This window comes from Polynucleobacter duraquae (assembly GCF_000973625.1).
Classification (GTDB): domain Bacteria; phylum Pseudomonadota; class Gammaproteobacteria; order Burkholderiales; family Burkholderiaceae; genus Polynucleobacter; species Polynucleobacter duraquae.
This window is the reverse complement of the sequence record NZ_CP007501.1, coordinates 809,508-824,526: the sequence shown is the minus strand read 5'-3', so window position 1 is coordinate 824,526 and position 15,019 is coordinate 809,508. Positions and strand designations below refer to the sequence as shown.

25 protein-coding genes and 1 tRNA gene are annotated in these 15,019 nt (G+C 39.5%); 14 read left to right on the top strand and 12 right to left on the bottom strand.

The window, feature by feature from the left end; all coding sequences use genetic code 11:
• Positions 1-14 precede the first annotated feature (14 nt).
• The 7 genes from CL55_RS04320 to CL55_RS04290 form a co-directional block, all read right to left on the bottom strand.
• Positions 15-395, bottom strand: a complete 381-nt coding sequence (locus tag CL55_RS04320) for a HEPN domain-containing protein (protein ID WP_046330020.1) — start codon at positions 393-395, stop codon at positions 15-17.
• The gene (locus CL55_RS04315) at positions 392-736 is read right to left on the bottom strand and encodes a nucleotidyltransferase domain-containing protein (RefSeq protein ID WP_046330019.1); all 345 of its coding nucleotides are present in this window, start codon (positions 734-736) and stop codon (positions 392-394) included. The genes CL55_RS04320 and CL55_RS04315 overlap by 4 nt, the downstream gene beginning before the upstream one ends.
• A 246-nt stretch (positions 737-982) precedes the next feature.
• Positions 983-1,456 (bottom strand): DoxX family protein, encoded by a 474-nt coding sequence (locus CL55_RS04310; RefSeq protein ID WP_237150535.1) that lies wholly within the window; start codon positions 1,454-1,456, stop codon positions 983-985.
• 239 nt (positions 1,457-1,695) lie between these two features.
• Entirely contained in the window at positions 1,696-2,076 is a 381-nt protein-coding gene (locus CL55_RS04305) for a hypothetical protein (RefSeq protein WP_046330018.1), read from the bottom strand.
• 187 nt (positions 2,077-2,263) lie between these two features.
• Entirely contained in the window at positions 2,264-2,719 is a 456-nt protein-coding gene (locus CL55_RS04300) for a fasciclin domain-containing protein (protein ID WP_046330017.1), read from the bottom strand.
• Between the two features lie 263 nt (positions 2,720-2,982).
• Positions 2,983-3,591 carry a DsbA family oxidoreductase gene (locus CL55_RS04295; protein ID WP_046330016.1) on the bottom strand — a complete coding sequence of 203 codons (609 nt, stop codon included), beginning with the start codon at positions 3,589-3,591 and terminating at the stop codon, positions 2,983-2,985.
• 41 nt (positions 3,592-3,632) lie between these two features.
• Entirely contained in the window at positions 3,633-4,187 is a 555-nt protein-coding gene (locus CL55_RS04290) for a demethoxyubiquinone hydroxylase family protein (protein ID WP_046331142.1), read from the bottom strand.
• Positions 4,188-4,675: 488 nt separating this feature from the next.
• On the opposite strand from CL55_RS04290, the gene CL55_RS04285 reads away from it, so the two are divergent.
• Genes CL55_RS04285 through CL55_RS04270 form a run of 5 tightly spaced genes read left to right on the top strand, consistent with a single transcriptional unit; the run spans position 4,676 to position 6,356 of the window.
• Positions 4,676-4,861: a hypothetical protein gene (locus CL55_RS04285; protein WP_046330015.1), complete on the top strand. Its 186-nt coding sequence runs from the start codon at positions 4,676-4,678 to the stop codon at positions 4,859-4,861.
• Positions 4,862-4,888: 27 nt separating this feature from the next.
• On the top strand, positions 4,889-5,212 hold the full coding sequence (locus CL55_RS04280; RefSeq protein WP_046330014.1) for a hypothetical protein: 324 nt from the start codon (positions 4,889-4,891) through the stop codon (positions 5,210-5,212).
• A gap of 10 nt (positions 5,213-5,222) precedes the next feature.
• Positions 5,223-5,387 (top strand): hypothetical protein, encoded by a 165-nt coding sequence (locus CL55_RS10620; RefSeq protein ID WP_156156265.1) that lies wholly within the window; start codon positions 5,223-5,225, stop codon positions 5,385-5,387.
• Positions 5,384-6,103 (top strand): class I SAM-dependent methyltransferase, encoded by a 720-nt coding sequence (locus tag CL55_RS04275; RefSeq protein WP_046330013.1) that lies wholly within the window; start codon positions 5,384-5,386, stop codon positions 6,101-6,103. The genes CL55_RS10620 and CL55_RS04275 overlap by 4 nt, the downstream gene beginning before the upstream one ends.
• Positions 6,104-6,152: 49 nt before the next feature.
• A complete protein-coding gene (locus CL55_RS04270; protein WP_046330012.1) occupies positions 6,153-6,356 on the top strand; it encodes a hypothetical protein in 204 nt (67 codons plus the stop codon).
• 102 nt (positions 6,357-6,458) lie between these two features.
• Here the strand turns inward: CL55_RS04270 and CL55_RS04265 are convergent.
• Positions 6,459-6,529 (bottom strand) — tRNA-Arg (locus CL55_RS04265).
• Between the two features lie 90 nt (positions 6,530-6,619).
• Here CL55_RS04265 and CL55_RS04260 point away from each other — a divergent pair.
• From CL55_RS04260 to CL55_RS04220, 8 genes are all read left to right on the top strand, one after another.
• A complete protein-coding gene (locus CL55_RS04260; RefSeq protein ID WP_052728752.1) occupies positions 6,620-7,663 on the top strand; it encodes a tyrosine-type recombinase/integrase in 1,044 nt (347 codons plus the stop codon).
• Positions 7,664-7,960: 297 nt separating this feature from the next.
• Positions 7,961-8,539, top strand: coding sequence for a hypothetical protein (locus CL55_RS04255; protein ID WP_046330011.1), 579 nt, complete (start codon positions 7,961-7,963; stop codon positions 8,537-8,539).
• A gap of 294 nt (positions 8,540-8,833) precedes the next feature.
• Entirely contained in the window at positions 8,834-9,037 is a 204-nt protein-coding gene (locus CL55_RS04250) for a hypothetical protein (RefSeq protein ID WP_046330010.1), read from the top strand.
• A 441-nt stretch (positions 9,038-9,478) separates the two neighbouring features.
• The gene (locus tag CL55_RS04240) at positions 9,479-9,799 is read left to right on the top strand and encodes a hypothetical protein (protein WP_046330008.1); all 321 of its coding nucleotides are present in this window, start codon (positions 9,479-9,481) and stop codon (positions 9,797-9,799) included.
• Positions 9,800-9,807: 8 nt separating this feature from the next.
• Positions 9,808-10,302 carry a hypothetical protein gene (locus CL55_RS04235; protein WP_046330007.1) on the top strand — a complete coding sequence of 165 codons (495 nt, stop codon included), beginning with the start codon at positions 9,808-9,810 and terminating at the stop codon, positions 10,300-10,302.
• A 415-nt stretch (positions 10,303-10,717) separates the two neighbouring features.
• Positions 10,718-11,251, top strand: coding sequence for a hypothetical protein (locus CL55_RS04230; RefSeq protein ID WP_046330006.1), 534 nt, complete (start codon positions 10,718-10,720; stop codon positions 11,249-11,251).
• Positions 11,226-12,062 (top strand): hypothetical protein, encoded by an 837-nt coding sequence (locus CL55_RS04225; protein WP_046330005.1) that lies wholly within the window; start codon positions 11,226-11,228, stop codon positions 12,060-12,062. The genes CL55_RS04230 and CL55_RS04225 overlap by 26 nt, the downstream gene beginning before the upstream one ends.
• 35 nt (positions 12,063-12,097) lie before the next feature.
• Complete coding sequence (locus tag CL55_RS04220; RefSeq protein WP_052728751.1) at positions 12,098-12,559, top strand: HNH endonuclease family protein; 462 nt, start codon at positions 12,098-12,100, stop codon at positions 12,557-12,559.
• A gap of 46 nt (positions 12,560-12,605) precedes the next feature.
• Here the strand turns inward: CL55_RS04220 and CL55_RS04215 are convergent, their stop codons facing one another.
• From CL55_RS04215 to CL55_RS04205, 3 genes are read right to left on the bottom strand one after another with little or no spacing between them, the layout of a single operon-like run.
• Positions 12,606-13,025 (bottom strand): hypothetical protein, encoded by a 420-nt coding sequence (locus CL55_RS04215; protein WP_046330004.1) that lies wholly within the window; start codon positions 13,023-13,025, stop codon positions 12,606-12,608.
• 2 nt (positions 13,026-13,027) lie between these two features.
• Positions 13,028-13,930, bottom strand: coding sequence for an MvdC/MvdD family ATP grasp protein (locus CL55_RS04210; RefSeq protein ID WP_046330003.1), 903 nt, complete (start codon positions 13,928-13,930; stop codon positions 13,028-13,030).
• A gap of 15 nt (positions 13,931-13,945) precedes the next feature.
• Positions 13,946-14,143, bottom strand: coding sequence for a hypothetical protein (locus CL55_RS04205; RefSeq protein ID WP_046330002.1), 198 nt, complete (start codon positions 14,141-14,143; stop codon positions 13,946-13,948).
• 122 nt (positions 14,144-14,265) lie between these two features.
• Here CL55_RS04205 and CL55_RS04200 point away from each other — a divergent pair, with 122 nt between their 5' ends.
• Positions 14,266-14,502 (top strand): helix-turn-helix domain-containing protein, encoded by a 237-nt coding sequence (locus tag CL55_RS04200; RefSeq protein WP_046330001.1) that lies wholly within the window; start codon positions 14,266-14,268, stop codon positions 14,500-14,502.
• Here CL55_RS04200 and CL55_RS10615 read toward each other — a convergent pair.
• Positions 14,499-14,672, bottom strand: a complete 174-nt coding sequence (locus tag CL55_RS10615) for a hypothetical protein (RefSeq protein WP_156156264.1) — start codon at positions 14,670-14,672, stop codon at positions 14,499-14,501. The genes CL55_RS04200 and CL55_RS10615 overlap by 4 nt on opposite strands.
• Between the last annotated feature and the right edge of the window lie 347 nt (positions 14,673-15,019).

Here is a 15,019-nt window from a genome sequence, read left to right as displayed (position 1 = left end):
GTGCGACCTACGCCTTAGCTAAAAGTGGTCTGTAAGGTCTCAACAAATATATCGGCCTGATTAACTGCCCAAGCGGCATCTTCTTCCAAAATGGAATCCCCTTTATAGTCCGCCATCAATCTCAGATCCTCGACTTTGTTTAGTGACTTGCCAAGCTCTACGGAAACTTGACCAGATTTAACAAGCTCAAGACTGAATTTTGATATAAGACCATTATGGGTCTTTGTATTGACTGTTGATTCATCGATACCAGATGCCAAAAGAGCTGCCCTAGCAGCATCAAACATAGCGTAATAAGCACGGTTACAAGCACCATCAACATCCCCAGCATTTAACAAAATTCGAGCTGAAGCTGCTGCAGTTTGAGCTTTAGTAAAAAGTTCTTTCGCCCTCAAAGAACAATGCCTTCATTTTGAATATTCCTTAAAAGACTCGGATTAGAATAATTTTCTGGGTGATCCCACTCCTCCTGCCAAATAGGTAGAGGCTGAATGCGAATGCCGGAGTCCAATAGAACATCATAGGCCAGATCATCCATCGCAAACTTAGTAGCCATAAAGCGGCCCGGTTTGCCTCGCAATAAAATAGCAATATCAGCATCACTCTCACCTTGGTGCGTATTGCGAGCACGACTACCGAACAAAAAAGCCTTGCTGACATCATATTGATGTGCAATTTTTTCCATAAATGCATGAGCTGCATTTTGAGTAGCTAAGTCGATCAGGGCTGTATTCATTTGATGTAATTATGCTAAGAAATAGGTATCTGAGCAACAGATACGCACTAAATAGGGGTACTAGTTGAAGTTTTTGGCCTGCCCAGCACGATTCGAACGTGCGACCTACGCCTTAGAAGAATTCGCGGCTGCTGGAATGTCTATTTATTTCAATGGCTTACAGCTTAAAAATGGCACTGTGTAATAAACTGTGCAATGCGGTTTAGGTAATAAAGCTTCAAAATAAAGATAGAAAATATCTCAAAGTTAGGTAGTTTTGACTATTGCTTGCTGTTTTTGCGATGCAACTGTCCAATTGCCTCGAAGCCCAAAGTAAAGGCCTCCTGCCCAAAGGGAAAAATGTAAATAGTCAGCCAACATAAACGATATCAAGCTCTCTGGTTTTATCACCACCCAAATTACACCAGTTGTAATGCAACACATCGTAATACCGCAAAACCGTGTTAATAAATCCCCAAGAACAGAAAAGTAAAAGCTATCTCGCAAAACCGGTAAAGTAGCTAAAGCACCTATCAATAAACCTAGCCCCGCTCCAATTTCACCATAGACAACTACCGTCCAAACAATTGGAATCAACCCAAAAGATTCACCGCCGGCAGGATCAAATGGTAATTTAGATAAACCCTGTTGAATGAATATTAAACCTAAAGGTATTCTTAAGAGAATATGACTAAAACTAAAGTCTGGTAATCGACTCCAATAATTCTTCATAAATGCCATGGCCGCTTCCTTATACATATGGTTAATCTTAACTAAAATTATTCCATTAAATGAGAAAATGCGTATTTTTTAAAACAACAATAAATTCAATACTTTAGATTAAAAATTAAGCAACTGTGTAATGCCAAAGTAAGGTTTCACCATGTTACTTCAAAATTTTTTTTATGAATTAGTGGGCATCATATTAAAAAACGCTTAATGCTTAAATGACTATTTGCTCAAAGCCTAGGATGCTCTATCTAATTATCTTTTTTGTTTAAAGTCTCAACACGAGCGAGCCTTTCTTCATCCGTTAACTCATCACAACGACTCGCAAAATCTGGTGTGCGCAAATAGGCCTGCGTACCTTGCCTGGGACCATAGATCTTCTTAGAAAGTTTAAATACTCCCCAAGTTATAAAAGCCATGCCGATGACAGCAATATGACCAAACATGTTGTACGCGATGCCATCAAATTTCTTAAAGTACACGCCAAAGGCAAGACACCAAAAACAAGCCAGCAAGATGGAAGCAATTAACTTAACTTGTATCGGAGCGTATTTCAGTGGGTTCGTGTTGGGGTTTACAAGCTTAAAGCCTGAGTTAATCAGGTAATAAAACATCTTTAGTAGACCAAACATAAGTAAATCCTTGTGGTTTTGGAATATGCTCTATTGGTAAGCAGTCCCAGTTTTTCAACAATAAAGATTAAATCCAGAAGGGTAGAGCTAAGTAAAACTACTAATTCATATTGCTAGGTTTTTGTTTACTGCAGTGTAGACAGCACACTTAAAGGCTGACCACATAAGTAATCAGCCCTTAAACTAATTACTTAGGCATGAGTACAGTATCAATAACGTGTATTACGCCATTATCAGCAACGATATCCGTTTTGATGACTTTAGCGTTATTAACCATGACACCATTAGAGGTTGTAATAGTGAGATCTGAACCTTGAACTGTTTTGAGCTTACCTGCTTTAACGTCAGCTGCCATCACTTTGCCAGGAACAACATGGTAAGTTAAAACAGCAGTCAGCTTAGCTTTGTCTTTTAAGAGTGCGTCTAAGTCTGCTTTTGGTATTTTTGCAAAAGCCGCATCGTTAGGTGCAAAAACAGTAAAAGGACCTTTGCCTTTAAGCGTATCAACTAAACCTGCAGCTCCTAAGGCTGTAGCTAAAGTTTTAAATGAACCTGCACTAACAGCTGTGTCAACGATATCTGCAGCTTGTACTGATAATGTCATACCAAAAGCGAGAATACTCGCAATTAAAGCCTTCTTCATAGTCAACTCCGTTCGTTAATTTATGTCACATCAGAAATATGATGTGACCATAACTTACCAGTTTTTTAAGAATATTTAATGACTACATTTATAGGGTTAATAAAATAATCAAAGGGCAACTCTATGATTAAGTTGAGCAACCTATGAACAAACTGTGCAATCACTGTGCAATGGACTTTAACAGCCCCATCGCTACTGTATCCGCTTGAATTGCTTGAGGTTTTTGGCCTGCCCAGCACGATTCGAACGTGCGACCTACGCCTTTAGATATTAAGACTTCGAATAATTGCAGATAATTCATCGAACGTTTTGTATCCAGTAATAGGCATAAAACTTTTAGGCGAAAAATCTTTTTCACCGATCAATATTGCCGGTAATCCTTGGAAACCATAGGTCTTAAATTCTTGTTCATCAGCCATGACGTGCTTAGTCAGCTCACTGCTATCAAGAGCCTGCCTTAACAGTTGGCAATCAATTCCACTCTGGGAAGCAATTTGCATGACCACCTCTTCATTGCCAATATCAAGTCCTTCTAAAAAGAATGCATCGAATAATGCTCTAGCAAGCTTTAGCGATAACCCCTGCGAATTAGCAAAGTACACACTCTCTTGTGCAAGCCATGTATAGGTCAGAAATTTTGGCGTTAAGAGCTTAAGCCCCTCATTTACAACAATGAGCTCTAGCTTGGCCTCATCAAAAGTATTGATATAGGACTTTGACGGCAAAATATTGCCATCGACTGGAGTTAACTCAAATGCCCTCCACACTATCTCCACTCTGTCTTGATACTGCGCTTGTATTTTTTCAAGAACAATAGTTTGAAAATAACTATATGGACATTCAAAATCAGCCCAGACTTGAATCTGAATCATCGTATTTTTACCTTTAGTAACTCACTACATTCATCAATTTTTTATATACGCCTTGCCAGCAAAACTGCTACGGCTGAGCCGCTACCCACCATAGCGCACCATGCTCTTAGGGCTAAGGGTAATGAGGGGGAGGCTTTTGATCGTGCCTCATTTTTATGATTAATCTCATCGGCTTGACAACGGACTAAGAGGTCAAGCAATTGCTCATAGCCCCTATGTATTTTAAGGTGATTAATCTGCCCTTGGTAGTGCTGCTCTACAAATGTCTCAACTGCATCAATAGTGGCATAGACCGCTTTTCTGCCAAATAATGCTGGTATGGCTCCTGTTAGCCATCCCGCTATCCGCCATGGCCCTAACAAACGGCTACGATACTTTTCCTCAAAGACAGCCTCTATCAGCCGCAAGTGCTCTGCCTCAGTTGCTCCATGTTCTTTTGCAAAACAGATGAGCTCCTGATTCTTAAATAGGGTTGCAATAGCGATGATTCCTTTGTAAATATAGACGGCGCCTGTTTCACCCGCATGATCAGATCGAAGTTCTTGCTCTAGGTATTCAGAGTATGAAGCTATGCCAGGCTCAATCACGGCGCTCATCTTAAACATGCCCTGATGTAACTGACTATCTCGTCATAAAACTGTCGCATTTTTTGAATCAATCTCACTTCTATTGTTGAAGATAATCACTAAAATCAAATAGTGAGTTAGGGCCTAGTTTTTTGGGCTTTTTTACATCCTTACTTTAATTGTCATTACGCTTTTGCACCTACCTTAAAAAAAAGTCGCCAGAAGGCGACTCAAAGCCTTTTGATGCGGCTCTAAAGGAAGTTCTTATCTTCTACCTGTCCAGGCTTTTACGTATAAAACTACTAATAAAGGGGTTTTTAACGGCTCTGCACCATCAAAAAATTGAGCGCATACTACTTAAGTATTAACCCTAACAGATAAAATTCAAGGATCCTTAAATGAACAAGTTCAAACAGTTTCTTAATAATTTGGCCTTAGCTTTGATTGATGCTCGCAAAGCATATACCAAGCGTCATTTGAACCAATTATTGGGCTCATAACCATTTAGGTGACCATCAATGCGCCTGAGTGTATTTCGTTATAGAGTCTGGGATAAGCAAGATAGAAACCAGCCTCAAATTGCACCCTTCTATGCCGTCCGAGAATATATTGAACAGCTAGAGGGGGTATCCATTATTGAGGAAGATTTCTTAGAAGTGGATGAGTCCGATCTTGATATTCACGGAAGAATAGCCGCTAACTAATAGGAATGCTCTTAAAGGAAAAGTACTATGTCTATGTTTCGCAGTCTTATAACCTTGTGTTTTATCTTAATATTGTCCAACCAGTCATTTGCCCAAGCAATCTCTAAAGATTATCAAAAGAATTGCGCTCGCGAGCAAGTAGCTGAACATCAAGGCATTAAAGGCAAAGCGCTGACTGAGGAAGACTTTACCGCTTATTGCAATTGCCAAGCAGACTTCATTTCTAAAAATGCTTCAAATCGGCAAGTTAATGAATTAGTCATGAATCCAAAAGCAAAGCCTGAATGGCTGAAGGTTATAGAGTTAAAAGCACTGAAAGCTTGTATTACAGATCCCAAAATGAGTACATAGGACTTGGGAAATGATGGATAACTTCGGTCCTGTTATCTTGCTTGAAGTAGTGCTGGTGTTTGGAGGGATTTTGCTATTTGCCTGGTGGCAATTGCGTGATCTTAAAAAGGAGCGAGAAAAAGACCAGAAGAAGAAAGCACAAAATACGGAGCTGGATCGCCAAGAATGTAAATGATGATTATTAGGATTGTTAGCTTATTTACATTATTGTTTGCAGCTAATCTCACACTGGCGCAGCAGACTGCCCCACCAGGATATGTCTCTATCTCAGCCAGCGCTGATGGCATCGGTAAGCGCTATATGGATCGTGAAATCTCAGGGGTCATGGGCTGGCAAGGTGCCTCATGGCTTGAGCGGGATAAGCGGGAGCGCGAAGAGCGCACAGATTTATTGCTAGAAACATTGGCATTGCAACCAAGCATGGTTGTTGCGGATATTGGCGCCGGTACCGGCTACCTATCCCGTCGCATGGCTCCGCTGGTGATGCCAGGCGGAAAAATTATTGCACTGGATTTACAGCCCGAAATGGTGAATATTCTACAAACCGGGGTAAAACGCTCTAAGCTTTCGCAGATCGAAGTAAGGCTGGGTTCAGTCGACGATATTAAATTACCTAAGAACTCTATCGATATGGCCATTATGGTCGACGTGTATCACGAACTGGCCTACCCTTATGAAGTAATGAACAGTATCATGCAGGCCCTCAAACCCCGAGGTCGTATTGTTTTAGTGGAATACAAAGCAGAAGATGCGCGCGTACCAATCAAACCTCTACATAAAATGAGTGAGGCGCAAATTAAGCGGGAAGCAGGTATTTTCGCTTTAGATTGGGAGCGAACTGTAAGCACCCTGCCATGGCAACATGTTGTGGTGTTTCGTAAACGAGAATAAATCTGTTGCATTCATGAGAATTAATTAATAAGAGTGAGTCAAGCTTGAAGTGATTACCGTAAAACACAATACAGAGCTTCTTGAATTTGAAACCCTAGACCAAGCAATGGCTTGGGCGAAAGAGCTAGGTGAGTTTGTAACAATTCAATTCAATGGCACCGAAGTAGTAGGAAAGTTCGGAGCCGATGGTATCTTGGATGGTAAGTTTCCAAATGGCGAACTCTATACATGGAAAAAACGTAGAAGGCAGTAGAAATTAATTGATTCTGCGGATATGCCTACACACTCCTCTATTTAAAGTTTCTATCAAAAGCCTTTTATTCATTGGTACAGGGTTAATTTTTTATTAGGTTTTTGGCCTGCCCAGCACGATTCGAACGTGCGACCTACGCCTTAGAAGGGCGTTGCTCTATCCAGCTGAGCTATTAAAAGCCCTGCTAAATCAATGACTAAGCTGCCAATTAAGCAACTAGACAGTGTTCTTGGACAACTCCTTGGACAAGTAGGTCTAGACAAATGGCTTCTATTACACAACGCAGTGGCTCTTACAGAGTGCGAATCTTTCGCAAGAACGACAAACCCATCAGCAAATCCTTTAGTAGTGAACCAGAAGCAACTCAGTGGCTTAAAAAGACGCAGGCACAGCTTGAACTGGGTCTCTATCAGGAAGAAGTTAAAAATCAGGTCACGGTAAAGGTAGGGTTTAGTGAAGCAGTAGAAAAATATATCCCTGCTCATTCGGTTCATAAGGGTAATCACAAGACAGAAGCTGGAATACTGAGAATTCTCGCCAGTCGCTGGGAAGGTCGAAGCCTTAGTACTATTAGTAAACAAGACATTGTTTTACTCAAAGACGACCTCTTAGCCAAGGGTCGAGCAGCCTCAACAGTCAATCACTATCTAAACGCCCTATCCCAGCTTTATCAGATAGCCATTAATGAATGGGGACTAAATGTTACTAATCCCATCACAGGCATTAAGAGGATGTCTGAACCACAAGGACGAATGAAAAGGCTTTCAATAGAAGCGGAAGCCACCCTGCTCGTCTGCTGTCATGAGCTGAGCTTAGACTATCTTGCTGACATTATTGTGGTCGCTATAGAGACTGGAATGCGGTGCGGTGAAATTCTGTCGATGCGATGGGAAGATGTGGATTTTATCAATCGCAGAGTTTTACTTAGAGACACCAAGAATGGAGATTCGAGACAAGTACCACTATCGTTTCGAGTGAAAACAATCCTAGAGCAACTTTCCAGCAGAGATACTGGCGACCTAGTATTTCCATATTGTCGCTGGGCAATCAGAAGACATTACATAAGAGTAGTTAAGCAATCAGCAAAAGCTCACAAGGGAGTGCAGAATCCATTTACTGATTTACGCTTTCATGACCTAAGACACGAAGCTCTGAGTAGGCTATCTGACAAAGGCTTAAATGTGATGGAAATCGCTCATGTTAGCGGACACCGAACCCTAGCAATGCTCAGACGCTACACACATCCTTGCCATGAAACTTTATTGGGTAAATTGGATAAGGAATTAAATATTAAATTAGCGGGCTAGGAACTGCTAACAGCTCATAGTGAACCAAAGTCACCGAAGAATGCTGAGACTACTTTGCTTACATTAATCTAAATAGTGAAAGTTGAGTAATTTATAAACGTCAGCTAAGAGGCTATCGACATCCCTCTTGGTCTACTTGCTGACGGCACTATGTTGGAGGAAATGATTGATTTTGCACTGCAACAGTAATTTAAATTAATATCAATAATGATTTATTGAGGTATATTTAAAACTCAAATTTTATATTTATGGAATCGAAAATCTTTTATCCCATCGATTAGATAACAAAAGGATGTAATGAAAAATTTAAAATTATCAGTTCTCAGCTTTGCTATGCTTTTTGCTAGCACTGCCTTTGGTCAAAATTTAAATCGTATGACTGGCTATGGAGACCCTGCAGTTATAGAAGTCGTTGCATCTTCGGCAAAAGTCACTAATGTTAGCGGCAAATTAACGATTACCTTAAATGATGTTGATAAGCTAGCAGCTATAGCTACAAATCTGCACCAAAAAAATCGACTTTTTGATGCCTTTCCTGTGAGCGAGCTTCCTAAGGCTTGGAACTCATGCAATGCTATGAAAGAGGAAAAGAAACTTTGGAATGAAGACGGATTAAATAGTATTGTTATTTTCCATAGTGGAGCAGATTCAGACTCAAAAAATACTCACCTAGCCAAAGCACCACTCGTTACTGCACCTAAAGATAAAACTCGAACCTCCGGTGCAGACGAAGGAATAGCAAGATTAATGTTAATAAATGCAAAACTAGCTAACAATGATTTGTCATTTGACATTCCAAAGGGTGTAATAGCAGCAGGAAGCTATACAAGGGTGAGAGTGCTTACGGAGTGCATTATATTCGCCGGACAGCCTTAAGCCCGGTTCCAATTAATCTTCCACACAGTAAAACTAGTAGGGCTGAGCATAGACCGTAATAGAAACTGTATAAACTAGTTTTATTGCTCAATTGAAGCCACTCTTCGGAGTGGTTTTTTATTTAATCAAACCACAGGAACTGATTATTATTGGCTTGCTAGACCTTATCCTCAAAAAAACTACTGTGAACTAGTCATATTCCCGATTAGTTGTTTGAGTGCCTGAAAAGCAGCACAGACTAGGATATGCTTTAAGTATTCATCAAGATTCAATACTAAAAAAGCTAGACCTAAATTGGTAACCGTAAAACACAATACAGAAACTCATGAGTTTGAAACACTAGACCAAGCAATGGCTTGGGCAAAGCAATTAGGTGAATTTGTAACGATTCAATTCAATGGTTCAGAGGTTTTGGGTAAGTTCGGAGCTGATGGAATCATGGATGGCAAGTTTCCAAATGGCGACCTCTACACATGGAAGAAACGTAGAAGAAATTAAATGAGTATTAACTCTGGCATTTCAATCTACTAAAGGTAAACATTAAACATGTCTAGGTCATTTTTGTTAGTTCTATTATTTTCGTGCAATGCCCATGCTGGTTTATTTGATTCATTCAAAGACCCGGCGACATTAATACTGAATCAAAAGCAATGCTTCATAGGAGGAAATGCAGGTGAGATGATTAATGGCGACTTTATTGTTAACGGGGTCGCAGTAATATTCAAATTAAAAAAGTTAGATAAAAATCGAGTCTCATTCGAGCGAATGCGTAACGAAGATTCAGCCCCTTTTGTGGCAAATGTCAAAGTAATGGGGAGTCAGATAAATACCTTCGCTCCGAATGGTTCAGTTTTAATTTATTGCAATTTAAGTTAGGTGTTGACTTTGCTATCTCAAACCTGCTAAAGGTAGTTCTAGACAACTTACTAGGACACTCAGATGCAGCCATTACAAGATGAAGTAAATATTTTCCCATCAAAAGAGCGTTTAAACCCTATTTTAGAGCGATTCAAGCAATCCTCCTTTCAGCCAGACATTCAGTCCTATGTCACCCTAGATGCAAAGATTTACGAAGATAAAACCTATTGGTTGGAACTTCATGCGAAGTATTTTGGTACTGAGATGGAGATATTTCTTCATAAGCATCATGGGGAACTAGATGAAGCCATGAAGTATCTAAAGAGCTTAAATCAGCTCACTGGAGATATGATGGATTTCATCAAAAGGCATGATTTAAGAACGCCGATAGAGCAATACTAAGGAATACTATGTCAAATCAGTTTGATATGTGGATGGAGTTTTGTGAGTCATTAAGACCAGATTTAGACAATATTTGTTTTTTTCCTGATTCAATTCTCCCGCTTAAGAAGAGTCTTATATTGGAAATGCTTGCGAGTATCTATCAGGACTATAGAAATGATGAAGATAACCTAAGTCAACTTCAATCTATTGCTGTGAATGTGGGTTACTTGGGCAGATTTTCTGATGGCATTGCTGAAAAGTACTTAACTAGCATGGGCGGTAGATTGGCTCAATTACAGACAATGGATGCTGGTGACCCAGAAGCTCTCCTCAGTTTGCTTGATACATCAAAAGTAGACACAAAAAAAGACGAGGAGCTACTGCTGAGCTTCGCAAGCACCCTGCTTTCATTTTGTAAGTTAACTGGCTTTGACTTAGACAACATGATTACTTGGAATGGGCTAATTGGGATGGAGTCGAGTAAAGCTGTGAAAACCTACTATGAGACATCAAATAAATAGATGAGTGAAGCACCCTAATTGACTATTTTGCTTAGTTATTGAAAATTAATAGAAAAAAATATACATATAAATCAATGACTTACAAATATATTAATGGTTCAATATACGCCATTTTCCCTATATAAATCAATGACTTATAGCTATCAGCTGGTTTGAAATTTTAATTAGGTCGTGGTATAATATAGGTGTAGTTTTTAGAAAGACCCTTGCAAAGGGCTGAGACTCCATATGTATTAGCTTGGCAGTCAAAACAGCAAGTGACACTGGGATATAGAAAGCCCACTACAGAAGTCTGCGTAGGCGTTCACAACATAACCGCTTCAATTAATTACTGGATATTTGGTGGCTTTTGCCGTCAATAAATTCTAGAAATGGTTGATTTGGTTCGTTTGTTAACACCTAACGCAGGAACTGTATGCACACCATTCTAGAGACAACAAGTAATAAAACGCAGTCAATATCAGGAATCCCTAAGCAAGAGGTGGATGCCCTGCTTTCATTGCCTTATGGAGGAACAACGCTTCTTAGAAATCTATCGTTTAAGAATCTTCAGTTCGCCAAAAGGACATTAATTTCTTTGCATAAGGTACTAGAGGAGGACTTATTTCATCCAAGAAAAGACGCTAGAAAAAGAATCAAAATCGCTTATAGGCTAATCATGGCGAATCTTGTTGCCTGCGTGTTTCAGAAGAAAGAGCTATCAGTCTCTGGAACAGCAAAAAGTTATCTTAGAAAGGAATACCTAGGAAAGAGATTTCTCACTAAAAGGGCTGTAAACAAAGTTCTAGTAGCACTTGAAGATAACAACCTAATAGTTAAAACCAAAGGCAATCCTTTATCTAAAGAAGTAAATAAATATCTTCCAACAAAGCAATTAGAGAAGCTATGTCTTCCATTGATTTATAGCGTAGTAGAAGGCTACGATGAAAAGGAAACTAATAGTTGTTAATCCCAAGAAAGAGTCAGAGACGGAGCGATATTATGCGAACACGTTCAATATAGAGAATGAACAGACCTTAATTCTTCCTAAGACCCATCCAGATATAGTCAGACTAAGACGGATAAATGAGGCTCTACAGAAGGCTACATTTGCCTTTAAATCGCCCATTACAAGGGTTTACAGCAACAATGATGTCATCCAAGGTGGCAGACTGTATTGTGCCTTTCAGAGGCTTCCGGATAGACGAGCAAGGATAAGAATTAATACCCTGTTGAATGGTCTTCCGTGCGTTGAGGTTGACTTGTCTTGCAACCACCCAGCGATGCTCATGGCTCTCAATGGATTACAGATACCTAGGGATTGGTACAGCTATGTTGCAAGTAAAGCAAATTGCAATAGAAATAAGGTCAAGTTCTTAGTAACCAGAATGATTGGAGCAGAAGATAGGTCTATCGACCTTAGACCATCAACGGCTAAGAAAAATGGAATACCTATTACCGATATACCTTCAATTTGCGATAGAGAGCAAATTGAGTATGTTATTTCAACTGAATTTCCACAGCTAAATAAATCCTTATGCAAAGGAGGTATTGGAGTCTTTCTTCAAAACCTCGAAGGTGAAATCCTATTAAACGCAATGGATGCATTAGTCAATCAAGAAATATTGAGTCTGCCCGTTCATGACTCTTTGTGTGTTCAATACATTTTTGAAAAGGAGGCAAAAGATGCAATAGAAAAATCATGGATGGATGTTCTTGGAGTAGATTTCAAACCATGGATTAAGGTTGATTACTCAGACCACTTACCTAGTAAGCCTTAATTCTTTTCGGAAGTTAATTTAATAAGGAGTAGCAAATGGCAAATGCAAATTTAAAGCAAAACGTAGATGAATTCAAAGTTCATAACAACGCATGGTTCTTTCATTACGATGGAATTGAAGTAATGGTTATGAAACTCCCAGACTTTGATTACTGGGCTGGAGTGGATGGACATATATACAGCGTTAAAAGCGGAGCGATAAAGCGACTAAAGCCTAGTGACAACGGAATTGGTTATTTAAAAATTCGTTTATCTACAAAAGGTACTACGAAATCACACTACATTCATCGTTTAATAGCGAGTGCATGGTATGAGAACGCTGATGAAGATAGGATGGGAAATTCTAGAGATGAAATTAATCATATTGATGGTGACAAGTCGAACAATAAACTTTGCAATCTTGAAAGATGCAGTAAAGCTGAAAATGCTCAACATCTCAGCAGGGTACTAAAGGCGGAAGACTTTATAATCTCTAAAAGACAAAGGCTGAGCATTTAAAAAAGAAATTGAGGAGGTCTGCTTCGGCAGACTCTTCAGATTGCATTTATTGGGCAATAACTTTTTTATTTATATTAATAGTAGGATTTTTAGTGCTATCAAAGTCGCCAACTCTCCCATAAGAAACTAACTTGCTATCCTTAAATTGCAAAAAGAATTCAAAAGGCTTTCCACCAGTACAGTCATCGTCGATTGCATAAGCAGCACCAAAGGTAGCAAAGCCAATAAATGCACAACCAACGCCTTTTCCAACCCCTGTTCCCGGAGTTAATTTATAAACAAGATACTCAGTACCATCAACAGCTCTTGATGTTATTGGGTCTCCCATTGCAGCAATTGCATCTGATTTACTCATTCCAAGGCTGAGTTGATTTGTTTTCGAAGATGTTCCAGCACAAGCAACTAGTGAGCCAATTAATATCAATAAACTAATTTGAATAGCTTTCTTAGTTATTTTTGAAAACATATTTAAGACTCTTTCTTTTTCATTAAATAGTTTGCTACAGACTTAACTAAGCCGTCCTCGCCTGAATAGTCTAAAAATACCCATTGACCATTTGCATTGAATTCTAGAAAAATTAATTCGCCATTAACTTCCATTAAATCCATGCGACCCCAATCAACATTAATTTCTTTGCAGAATATTGAAACTGCATTTACTGACTTAGGGGATAACTCAATCCTGAACCATTCCTTTTTTTGACCTGTATAGTCTTGCTCCATCCTCCAATCCAAGCCTTTTAAATTTGAGCGGTCTCTCGAATATGCAAAATATTCCTCACCACATATAAAAATAGTGATGTCAGCTTTACTCTCAATTGTTTCCTGTAAGAACCATGGATAGTTAGGATGAAGCTGAGTTTTGTTGACGGCAGTTGTTGCCAATGCTTTGTTTGTATCAGTCAAACCCGATGTAAAGGATTTCGCAACCACCTCATAGCCTTCGAGAGATTTCATGCCTTCTAGATTAAAGGTTGCCAGAGTTGCTGGAGTCTTGAAATGTTTTGAAGCTATCGACAAGAGATTCATCTTGCCCATGTGATTGTGAAAATCATGTGGAGTGCCTTTGGTAAGACCTTTTAAGCGACACCAGTGATAAATCTCGCGGAATATGTACTTAACTTCCTCAACAACAAATTTTTCTTGGTTCAGAAGATAAAAGTTAAAGGCTTTCCACCAAAAGCATGATGTGACCGAATCTGAATCAATTGAATGCCCAGTAGGATTTGTAATCCTCCAGTAGTCGGGCTTGAACTCTAACCTGTAGTCATTAAATAGGTCGTAGTTGAATCGAAAAACATTTTCACCGCCTATTTCAGATACCAATAGGTCGCTAGTGCCATCACCCGAACCTGTAATGAGTAATAGCATCTAGCTTTTCAAATATTAGTCGTTATCTGAATCGTTTGGTTGACCATTAAAGCCATAGGTCTGTGTAGCGTTGAATGTAGGCATGCGTTGTGCAACTTGATAACTCTGAGTCTGCACCTGCTGTGTCTCATGGCTGTATTTAAGCGGTTCAGTCGCCGTAATGGTCATTGGTGCTGTGGCGAGCATTAACGGGGTAATTAACTCTGCAATCATTCTCTTCTCCTTAGTGTTGACTGAATCTCATGGATTCATATAAATATTAACACTAAGTAGGGATATAACCCGTGCGGAATCAGCCCGTGGTCTTTAAGCCCGAATAGATTCAAAGTATTGGCATGAAAATAACGCTGCCAGCCCTAAAAATAGCCTTAAGCACCAATATCAAGCGATTACGCAAAGAACAGGGCATTTCTCAAGAAAAACTGGCTTTAAAAGCGGATATTGATAGGTCCTATATGAGTGAGGTAGAGCGTTGCCTAGCTAACCCCAGCATTGAAGCTCTTTTAAAAATAGGGAATGCACTAGAAGTTACCCCTTGCGAGCTACTTCAATTGGGCAAGAAGAGGTCTTAATTCTTTCTTAATTTTCTGTTCCGTTGCTCAAACTCTAGAGCCTGTTGGAATAACTCTAGTTCCTGCTTTTTGAGCTTATTTTTCTCAATCAAATCCCTTCCAGAAATCAGTTGATGCTCCTCGAGCAAAGACTCCAGCGTAGGCTTAGCTTTCTTCTGGGAATCGCTCATAAATTGTCTCAAGCGGTTCTAAATCGTGATTCTTAGAGCGACGCAATTTCCTGCTTAACTCGTCCCTACGAAATTCCGCTTGACTCCTCTTGAAGTCCTCCTCAAAAGAAGAAAGTCGCCGAGGTTTAAGTTGTCCTAAAAATTCAAGGTTGCTCATGTTCTTATTTTAGTTTTTTGCATGCGAATTAGGCAACATCGATATTTAACTTAATTGTGTTGCCCCAGCCCCCTATCAAGCCACTAGACAGAAATCTGGACAAGTATTTGGACAACAAACTGGTGTTTTGGACAAGTTTTCGCTATATTGGACAACTAAGTGAATGCTGTCTCTGAATGCAGGGTTGACT

Bases quoted from the DNA above. Each gene is read 5' to 3' on its own strand.
- CL55_RS04235 (WP_046330007.1), top strand. From the start codon at position 9,808: ATGTCAAATCAGTTTGATATGTGGATGGAGTTTTGTGAGTCATTAAGA.
- CL55_RS10615 (WP_156156264.1), bottom strand. From the start codon at position 14,672: ATGAGCGATTCCCAGAAGAAAGCTAAGCCTACGCTGGAGTCTTTGCTC.
- CL55_RS04200 (WP_046330001.1), top strand. From the start codon at position 14,266: ATGAAAATAACGCTGCCAGCCCTAAAAATAGCCTTAAGCACCAATATC.
- CL55_RS04315 (WP_046330019.1), bottom strand. From the start codon at position 736: ATGAATACAGCCCTGATCGACTTAGCTACTCAAAATGCAGCTCATGCA.
- CL55_RS04295 (WP_046330016.1), bottom strand. From the start codon at position 3,591: ATGATTCAGATTCAAGTCTGGGCTGATTTTGAATGTCCATATAGTTAT.
- CL55_RS04285 (WP_046330015.1), top strand. From the start codon at position 4,676: ATGCGCCTGAGTGTATTTCGTTATAGAGTCTGGGATAAGCAAGATAGA.
- CL55_RS04220 (WP_052728751.1), top strand. From the start codon at position 12,098: ATGGCAAATGCAAATTTAAAGCAAAACGTAGATGAATTCAAAGTTCAT.
- CL55_RS04290 (WP_046331142.1), bottom strand. From the start codon at position 4,187: ATGAGCGCCGTGATTGAGCCTGGCATAGCTTCATACTCTGAATACCTA.
- CL55_RS04300 (WP_046330017.1), bottom strand. From the start codon at position 2,719: ATGAAGAAGGCTTTAATTGCGAGTATTCTCGCTTTTGGTATGACATTA.
- CL55_RS04260 (WP_052728752.1), top strand. From the start codon at position 6,620: ATGGCTTCTATTACACAACGCAGTGGCTCTTACAGAGTGCGAATCTTT.
- CL55_RS04305 (WP_046330018.1), bottom strand. From the start codon at position 2,076: ATGTTTGGTCTACTAAAGATGTTTTATTACCTGATTAACTCAGGCTTT.
- CL55_RS04310 (WP_237150535.1), bottom strand. From the start codon at position 1,456: ATGGCATTTATGAAGAATTATTGGAGTCGATTACCAGACTTTAGTTTT.
- CL55_RS04225 (WP_046330005.1), top strand. From the start codon at position 11,226: ATGAAAAGGAAACTAATAGTTGTTAATCCCAAGAAAGAGTCAGAGACG.
- CL55_RS04240 (WP_046330008.1), top strand. From the start codon at position 9,479: ATGCAGCCATTACAAGATGAAGTAAATATTTTCCCATCAAAAGAGCGT.
- CL55_RS10620 (WP_156156265.1), top strand. From the start codon at position 5,223: ATGATGGATAACTTCGGTCCTGTTATCTTGCTTGAAGTAGTGCTGGTG.
- CL55_RS04210 (WP_046330003.1), bottom strand. From the start codon at position 13,930: ATGCTATTACTCATTACAGGTTCGGGTGATGGCACTAGCGACCTATTG.
- CL55_RS04205 (WP_046330002.1), bottom strand. From the start codon at position 14,143: ATGATTGCAGAGTTAATTACCCCGTTAATGCTCGCCACAGCACCAATG.
- CL55_RS04280 (WP_046330014.1), top strand. From the start codon at position 4,889: ATGTCTATGTTTCGCAGTCTTATAACCTTGTGTTTTATCTTAATATTG.
- CL55_RS04215 (WP_046330004.1), bottom strand. From the start codon at position 13,025: ATGTTTTCAAAAATAACTAAGAAAGCTATTCAAATTAGTTTATTGATA.
- CL55_RS04255 (WP_046330011.1), top strand. From the start codon at position 7,961: ATGAAAAATTTAAAATTATCAGTTCTCAGCTTTGCTATGCTTTTTGCT.
- CL55_RS04275 (WP_046330013.1), top strand. From the start codon at position 5,384: ATGATGATTATTAGGATTGTTAGCTTATTTACATTATTGTTTGCAGCT.
- CL55_RS04230 (WP_046330006.1), top strand. From the start codon at position 10,718: ATGCACACCATTCTAGAGACAACAAGTAATAAAACGCAGTCAATATCA.